This window comes from Candidatus Zixiibacteriota bacterium (assembly GCA_020853795.1).
GTDB lineage: Bacteria > Zixibacteria > MSB-5A5 > CAIYYT01 > CAIYYT01 > JADJGC01.
In genome coordinates, this window is sequence record JADYYF010000016.1 from 1 (window position 1) to 7,151 (window position 7,151).

At 61.6% G+C, this 7,151-nt stretch carries 6 protein-coding genes; 5 read left to right on the forward strand and 1 reads right to left on the reverse strand.

Annotated features, from left to right (window positions below):
- The 5 genes from IT585_01205 to IT585_01225 all read left to right on the forward strand — a co-directional run.
- On the forward strand, window positions 1-1,064 hold a 1,064-nt coding region (locus IT585_01205; protein MCC6961847.1), incomplete at its 5' end, for a hypothetical protein.
- A complete protein-coding gene (locus tag IT585_01210) occupies window positions 1,061-1,984 on the forward strand; it encodes a GNAT family N-acetyltransferase (protein MCC6961848.1) in 924 nt (307 codons plus the stop codon). The genes IT585_01205 and IT585_01210, both read left to right, overlap by 4 nt.
- The gene (locus tag IT585_01215; GenBank protein MCC6961849.1) at window positions 1,981-3,060 is read left to right on the forward strand and encodes a glycosyltransferase; all 1,080 of its coding nucleotides are present in this window, start codon (window positions 1,981-1,983) and stop codon (window positions 3,058-3,060) included. The genes IT585_01210 and IT585_01215 overlap by 4 nt, the downstream gene beginning before the upstream one ends.
- Window positions 3,029-4,282 carry a hypothetical protein gene (locus IT585_01220; protein ID MCC6961850.1) on the forward strand — a complete coding sequence of 418 codons (1,254 nt, stop codon included), beginning with the start codon at window positions 3,029-3,031 and terminating at the stop codon, window positions 4,280-4,282. The genes IT585_01215 and IT585_01220 overlap by 32 nt, the downstream gene beginning before the upstream one ends.
- Complete coding sequence (locus tag IT585_01225; protein MCC6961851.1) at window positions 4,279-5,145, forward strand: glycosyltransferase; 867 nt, start codon at window positions 4,279-4,281, stop codon at window positions 5,143-5,145. The genes IT585_01220 and IT585_01225 overlap by 4 nt, the downstream gene beginning before the upstream one ends.
- On the opposite strand, the gene IT585_01230 is transcribed toward IT585_01225, so the two are convergent.
- The coding region (locus IT585_01230; protein ID MCC6961852.1) for a hypothetical protein at window positions 5,123-7,151 on the reverse strand (2,029 nt) is incomplete at its 5' end. The genes IT585_01225 and IT585_01230 overlap by 23 nt on opposite strands.

Consider the following 7,151-nt stretch of genomic DNA (forward strand, 5'->3'; position numbering starts at 1 on the left):
AGCTCGCCGGCATCGTCGATCGTGACGACAACGTTTGGATTTGCACCTTCGGCGGCGGCGTCTATCGCCTCAATGCCGCCAATGAGCTGGCGAATTTCACCTACTCCAACTCGCCCCTGATCGGCATTCAACAGGATGCTACCGCCAGCGTCGTCAACGGCATCTATCAGGACCCCGCCGGCCGCATCTGGTTCTCATTATTCCAGGCGAACCCGCATCGCCCGATGGTTGTCTTCGATCCCTCCGACTCTGCCTGGACCTGGTTCGACGCTGCCGATGGCTTCGTCGTCGGGAATAATCAGGTCGTCGCCGCCGGTGTCGGCACCGCCGCTGTCGGGGTCGATGACCAGGGCATCGCCTTCCTGCGCTTCGGCAGCGATCTCTTTAATCACGCCGACGACCAGCTCGGCTACTTCAGTCGCAGCCGCCGTCTGCCCTCGGCCATCGTGACCGCGCTCGCCTACGATCGCGACAACCGCCTCTGGGTCGGCACCAATCAGGGTCTCGCCCGCTTTGACGACGATATCGAGTTCTTCATTCCCGCGTCTCTGCCGGCCGAGGTCAACTCGGAAATCACCGCCCTCGCCGTCGACAGCCGCAACAATCTTTGGGTCGGCACCACCGGCGGCCTGGCGCTTCTGCCCGATGGCGGCGGCGATACCCTGGCCTTCACAACCGCCAACTCCGAATTGGTCTCCGACCAGATCGAAAGCCTCGTGTACGACGAACCTTCCGGCCGCTTGCTCATCTTCACGCGCAACGGCCTTTCCATTCTGGACTACAGCCTCGTGGACGGGGATGCTTCTTCCGGCGTGGTCGCCTATCCGAATCCATTCCGCATCGGCGACGGCTCCCTTGCGCAACTGCAATTCCGCCTCGATCAGCGCGGCGATGTCCGCATCTTCACCGTCGCCGGCGATCTCGTCCGCCTCACCGATGTCAACACCGGCTGGGACGGCCGCAATGCCGCCGGCGAATTCGTCGCCTCCGGCGTCTACATCTGGGAAATCAAGGCGGAAGACGGCGGCCGTCACCACGGCAAGGTCTTCGTCGTGCGGCGATGAACGATGATCGCCTCGCCATCGTTCCGCTCGCTGACCTGACCGCCACCGAACTGCAACACCTCCAGAGCCGCCCCCTCTCCGGCCCGTTCTTTCTTCCCGAACTCCTCGCGCTTTGGCGCGATTGCTTCCGCTGGCAGGGAATCGGTCTCCGTTGCGGCCGGATCCTGCTCGTCGGCTTTATCAAAAGATCGCTCCTTGGCCGCCACTTCTATTCCATGCCCTTCGGAATGTATGGTGGTCTTTATGGCGAAGCCAATCCCGCTCCAATTGCCGACTGGATCACTTCTCAGCGCTTCGCCGAAGTCCGCATTATTCAACCTGACTCGGCGTCCAATAACTTCGGCGCTCTCGTCGCCCGTGAACTTCGCGCGCACCTGGTTGACCTGACCGCGTCCCTTGATTACTCCGACAACACCGCGCGCAATCTTCGCAAAGCCGCCTCGTCCGGCTTCGATGTTCGCTTGCTGGATTCCTCCGCAAAAATCCCCGCCCTCGCTATGCTCGCCCGCCACGAAAAGCGCACCGGTGAGCTTCGCCGGCTGCCCGTCGCCGCCTACGATCATCTCCTCGCCAACCTCAGATCCGAACCGCCCGGCATCATCGCCGGCGGTCTCTATCAGGGCGAACAACTCGTCGCGCTGCAAATCTTCTTCGTCAGTCGCCTCGACGCCTTCTATTTCGACGGTTTCGCGTTGCCGGAGGCCTTGCAGTCGGGCGGAAATTTCTATTTGTTGGATTCGATGATCTCACATTTCCGCGCCGCGGGGCTGCAACACCTTAATCTCGGCGCGTCACCGCCAGGCGACGCCGGCCTCCTGCGCTTCAAGTCGGGTTTCGGCGCCGCTGAATTCGTCTACCGCGAATACTCTGCGGTTTCCGGTCTCAAGCATTTTGCCGACCGACTGCGGGGCCGCCCATGAAAATCCTCTTCCTCGGGGAAGCCCTCTCCCCGCACCTGCAGCGCTGGCACAAGGCTTTCGAGAAACTCGGCTGGGATGTCCTCACCGCTTCCGGTGATCACCACCCTGATTTTTCCGGCCGTCGCCTCGTGCCCGGCGCCGATCACGGTCCGGCGCGCTACCTTTCGCTTGTCGATCAAACCACCGCGCTGATCCGCGAGTTTCAGCCCCACCTGATCAACGCCCACTTCCTGCCGACCTACGGCCTTGTCGCCGCCACCGTCAATGCCCACCCGTGGGTCCTCACGCTCTGGGGTTCCGATATTCTCGTCGCCGGCAAGCGCGGCCTCTTCCGCCGTCTTCGCAGCCGTCACATTCTCAGACGCGCCGACCTGGTCGTTGCCGATTCGCACCATGCCCTTGCCGTCGCCGAATCGATCGCGCCCCTCCGGCGCCGCCTCGTCGTCAGCTTTGGTGTGCGCCAATCCTGGTTCGAAAGCGGATCGATCCGCGAAATCAAGGAGACGCCGATCTTGCGTGTTCTCTCCACCCGCCGCCTCGAACCGCTCTACGATGTCGCCACTCTGATCAAGTCCGCCGCCATTCTCAGGGACTCCAGTTTTCCGTTCCACCTCACCGTCGCCGGCGCTGGCTCGCAGGCCGCAACTTTGCAAGCTCTGGCCGCACAACTTCGCCTTGACGACCGCGTCTCCTTTACCGGCTATCAGACCGACGAACAGCTCTTCAACCTCTATCGCACACACGATGTCTATGTCTCGACCGCCACCTCCGATTCCAGCTCGGTCTCGCTGCTCGAGGCGATGTCCCAGCGGCTGTACCCGATCGTCACTGAGATTCCCGGCAATCAGGAGTGGCTCAGCGAGGCGCCGTATCTTTTTCCCGTCGGTGATGCCGCCGCGCTCGCTGAGAAAGTCCGCGCCGCCGCCGATCCGGCGTGTCGCGCCGCGGCGTGGAAGTCCTATTGGCCGACACTCGAGCAGAAGGGTATACGCGAAGACCAGATGCTCATTGCTGATAAAGCCTTTCGCAAACTGATTGACGAATATGACCGCACCGGCTCACGTCATCATCGTTAGCTATTACTTCCCGCCGCTCGGACTGGCAGGAACCGCGCGCCCCGTCATGCTCGCCAATCTCCTGGCCGGGCGCGGCCACCGTGTCGTCGTCGTGACCGTCAAACCGATCAACTATCCGATCTACGACGACTCGCTCCTGGCGCGGCTCGATGGGCGCGTTGCCGTGCAGCGCGTGGAGTCACTCGACCCCGCGCGGCTCTCCCGCTATCTGCCCATGATCCCCAAATCGTGGCTCGCGCGCTGGAAATCCCGCGCCGCCGGTGCGTCAAAGTTGTTCCCCGACTCCAAAACCGGCTTCGTCCCCTTCGCCGTCCGCGCCGTCGAGCAGGCCATGCCGTTTCCGGCCAATACCGTCGTCATCACCACCTCGCCGCCGGTCTCGTCGCACCTGGTCGGGCTCTACGTGCGCAGGTCCGCGCCGATCAAGTGGATCGCCGACTTCCGCGATATCTGGACCTCGCTGCCGGCCGAATCCGATTCCATCGAAACTGGCCGCCGCGCCGCCGAATTGACTCGCGAAATCGCCGGCCTCGCCGACGCCGTCACCAGCACCTCGCCCGAAACCCGCCAATTCTTGCTGTCACTGCTTCTTGGCGAGAAGAAACCCGTGCAGTTCGTCCCCAATGGCTACGATGAGCGCGACTTCACCGATGCGATCACGCGCCAAACGCTCTCCCTCGGCCTCTATGGCACGCTCAACCACCTGATTGGCTTCGACCGCCTCGCCCGCTTTGTCGCGCAACTGCGCCGCTCCACCGACTCCGACTGGCGCATCCGCCACGTCGGCCATGTCGATCTGCCCGAGCTGCCGTCAATCCTGGCCGCGCATCGTCTCGAAAATGCTTTCGAGTCCACCGGCTATGCCCCCCACCCGCGCTCGCTCGCCCTGATCCGCCGTTCCGCTGTTAATCTGATCGCGCTCTCCGACCAATATGACACGCGCTACATCGTTCCGTCCAAACTGTTCGAGCTCTTGCGCGCCGAACCGCCGCTGCTTGCTATGCTCCCGCGCAACAATGCCGCTCGCCACTTTCTTGCCGAACGAGAATTTCCGCGCGTCGCCTTTGCCGACGGCTCCGGGCAGTTTGTTGAAGCGATTGAGGATTTCGTCGCTGCCGAAGCGAAAGATCCCGAACCGCCGCCGCGGCCCGGTGTCGAACAGTTCGAGTGGCAGCGCACTCTCGCGCCCTTTGCCGACCTCGTCGAAGGACTCCTGGCATGAAGGTTTCCTTCATCGTCATCGCCTACAAATCCAACGATGTGCTCCCCGCTTTGCTCCAGTCCATCGGTGCGCAAACCGGCAGTCTGGAGAAGCAGATCATCATCATCGACAACTACTCCGCCGACAATTGCGCCCGGCTCGTTCAGGAAAGTGGTCTTCACGCCTCATTGACGATCAACCGCGAGAATCGCGGCTTTACCGCCGCCGTCAATCAGGCTCTCGCCGATGCCACGGGCGATTTCGTCTTCCTCCTCAATCCCGACATCCGCCTTCATCCCGATTGCACACCGAAATTGACCGCCGTACTCACTGCTGACCCCGCTGTCGCCGCCGCCGCGCCGCAGTTGCTATCACCCGACGGCACGATTCAGTCCAGCGTCCGCAATTTTCCCACGCTCTCAACCTTGATCTGGGAACACACCGGCCTGGCTCGGCTCTTCCCGCGCAGCCGTGTCTTCGGCCGCTGGAAAAATCGCTATTTCGATCACAACACCCGCGCGCAGGTCGCCCAGCCAATGGCCTCCGCACTCCTGTTCCGCCGCGAGACTTTCGCCCGCATCGGCCCCTGGGACGAGCAGTTCTTCATCTTCTTCTCCGATGTCGACTACTGCAAGCGTATTGCCGATTCCGGTTCGGCGATCATCTTCGAGCCCGCCGCTCATGCCGAACATCGTCTCGGCGGCTCCACCCGCAACGAAGGCGGCTGGATCATCCGCGACTCTCACCGCGGCTTCTACCGCTACCTCTGCAAGCACGAACTTCTCGGCCACCGACGGATCTTCCGCCCTTTTGTCTGGCTGCTGCTCTGGATTAGCGCTCAGATTAGAGTCTATCTGCGCCTCATTTTAGAAGCGACATCTTGATTGCCGCGCGAAAGTCTTCCGACCGCAAGACCGCGAAATACACCCCCGAACTCACCGCCGCGCCCCCGTCGTCCCGCCCGTCCCATTCGACTTCGTGCCGCCCCGCCGACCACTCCGCCGCGACCGCGGTCCGCACAATTTGCCCTATGATGTTCACAATCGTCAGCGTCACCCGCGTCGCCCGCGGCAGGTCCATCGCGATCGTCGTCGTCGGATTGAATGGATTCGGGAAATTCTGATGCAGCCGGAACTCCTGCGGCAGGGAAGTCCCTTCCTCGTCATCCGCATCCAACACGATTGCCGGCGATAAGGTCTTCGTCCGCGTTACTACCCCTGCTTTGTACGCCGTCAGCACAAATTCATCTGTACCGTTGAATTCGAATGTTACCGTTGCCAGCCCTACGCCATCCGTCATCGTCTGTTCGATAACTTCGCCGTTTTTCGTCAATGTCACTAATGCGCCCGCGATCGCATTATCGCCATCCTTGAACGACACGAGGAGTTGATTTACTCCGACCGAATCAACATCGGAGACGAATAACTTACTCGTGCGCGGGGCTTCCGTCCAATACCGCAACTCCGGATCGCCGAGGTAATTCAAGCCGTAGCAAAGATCACGATAACTCGGGTACATTGCCTTCGAGTACGCCAGTGCCTCTGCCGGCGAATTCGACTGGTTGTACAGGTAGTTGATGAACGCGCTTTCCAGCTTCCAGGAAGTCGCCACCCAACCCCAACGCGAATAGCCCACAAATGCCACCGCGCCCCCGTCCGGCTTCGCCAAAAACATCTCCGCCACACACGGATTCGTCGAGGCAAACGGCGGCGCATCCATGTCGAACGCCGCATTGTCGCAGCCGATCGAGTAGATCAACCCCGGCTTGCCGCTCGCGGCGATGTTCGGCAGAAATCCGTGCGTATCGTCCACCCCCGCCGCCGTGAATAAGAACGATTTCGGCCATTGGTTGTATTCGTTCGACCGCAGCACCCAGCCGTCGCTGACTCCGTGAATCAGCAACGTCGTGAATCCCCAACCCGCGCCCATCGCCGTAATCGCGCTCGGCGCCTGCGGGTACTGCGGGTTTTCCGCCTCACCCGTCGGCGCTTCCACCAGCACCGAGGTATCACTCGCGACCGTCGCGGGAAATGTCTGCGCTAACAGTTGATGCTGTCCCACCCCCTGGTAGTCGCGCATCTGATCCGCCGCAATAAACAACGACTTGCTCAAGTACTCGTAATCGCCGCCCCCCGGATTCTGCTCGTAGGCGATCAACTTTTCGACATAGGCCGCGAAGTCTTCCGCGCGGTGGAAGGGAAGTCGCCCCACCAGTAACTCGCCGTACAAATCGGGCTGGTCCTGCGCCGGCTCGCCCCACACACCGTCGCCGTCCGCGTCCCAATGCCCGTCAACGTCGGCGAAATACAGATCGCAGATGTTTTGAAGACTCACATCCGGCGTCATTGCCGTGTTGGCGTGATAAGCATACCGAATCGGCAGCACCGTCTCGTCGCCCGCCAAAAGCACGTATTGCGTTCCGGCATCGTGGGCCGCTATCAGGAAATTCCGCAGCTTCTCCGCATCGTCGACCCCACCGTATTGGGCCGTGATTTCATCGATCGTGTACAACGCCGTCGTCAGCCCCTTGGCCTGCTTCCACTCCAGCAACGGCTGAAGTTCTTCCGCAAATTCGCTCCCGGTAACCGCCAGGTACTGGGCACCCAAGCTTGCCGCGGATGCCGCCGCGAAACCCTTGCCGTAGGGAAGAGCGCCATTAGTTTGGACAAACTCCGGGAGCTCCCCTGTGCCGATGACTCGGTACTCCAGATTTGCCGACCCGAAGACCTGCAATTCAGCATGCTCGTAATATCGCAACCGCGACTCGTCAATCTCGTCATACGGCGACACCGCCACCGTCACGATCTCCATCCCATTCCAGCGCCCGCGGTCAACAATCCACGCCGCCGCCGACTGCTCAGCGGCGCCCTCAAGTCGTTTCAGCTCATTC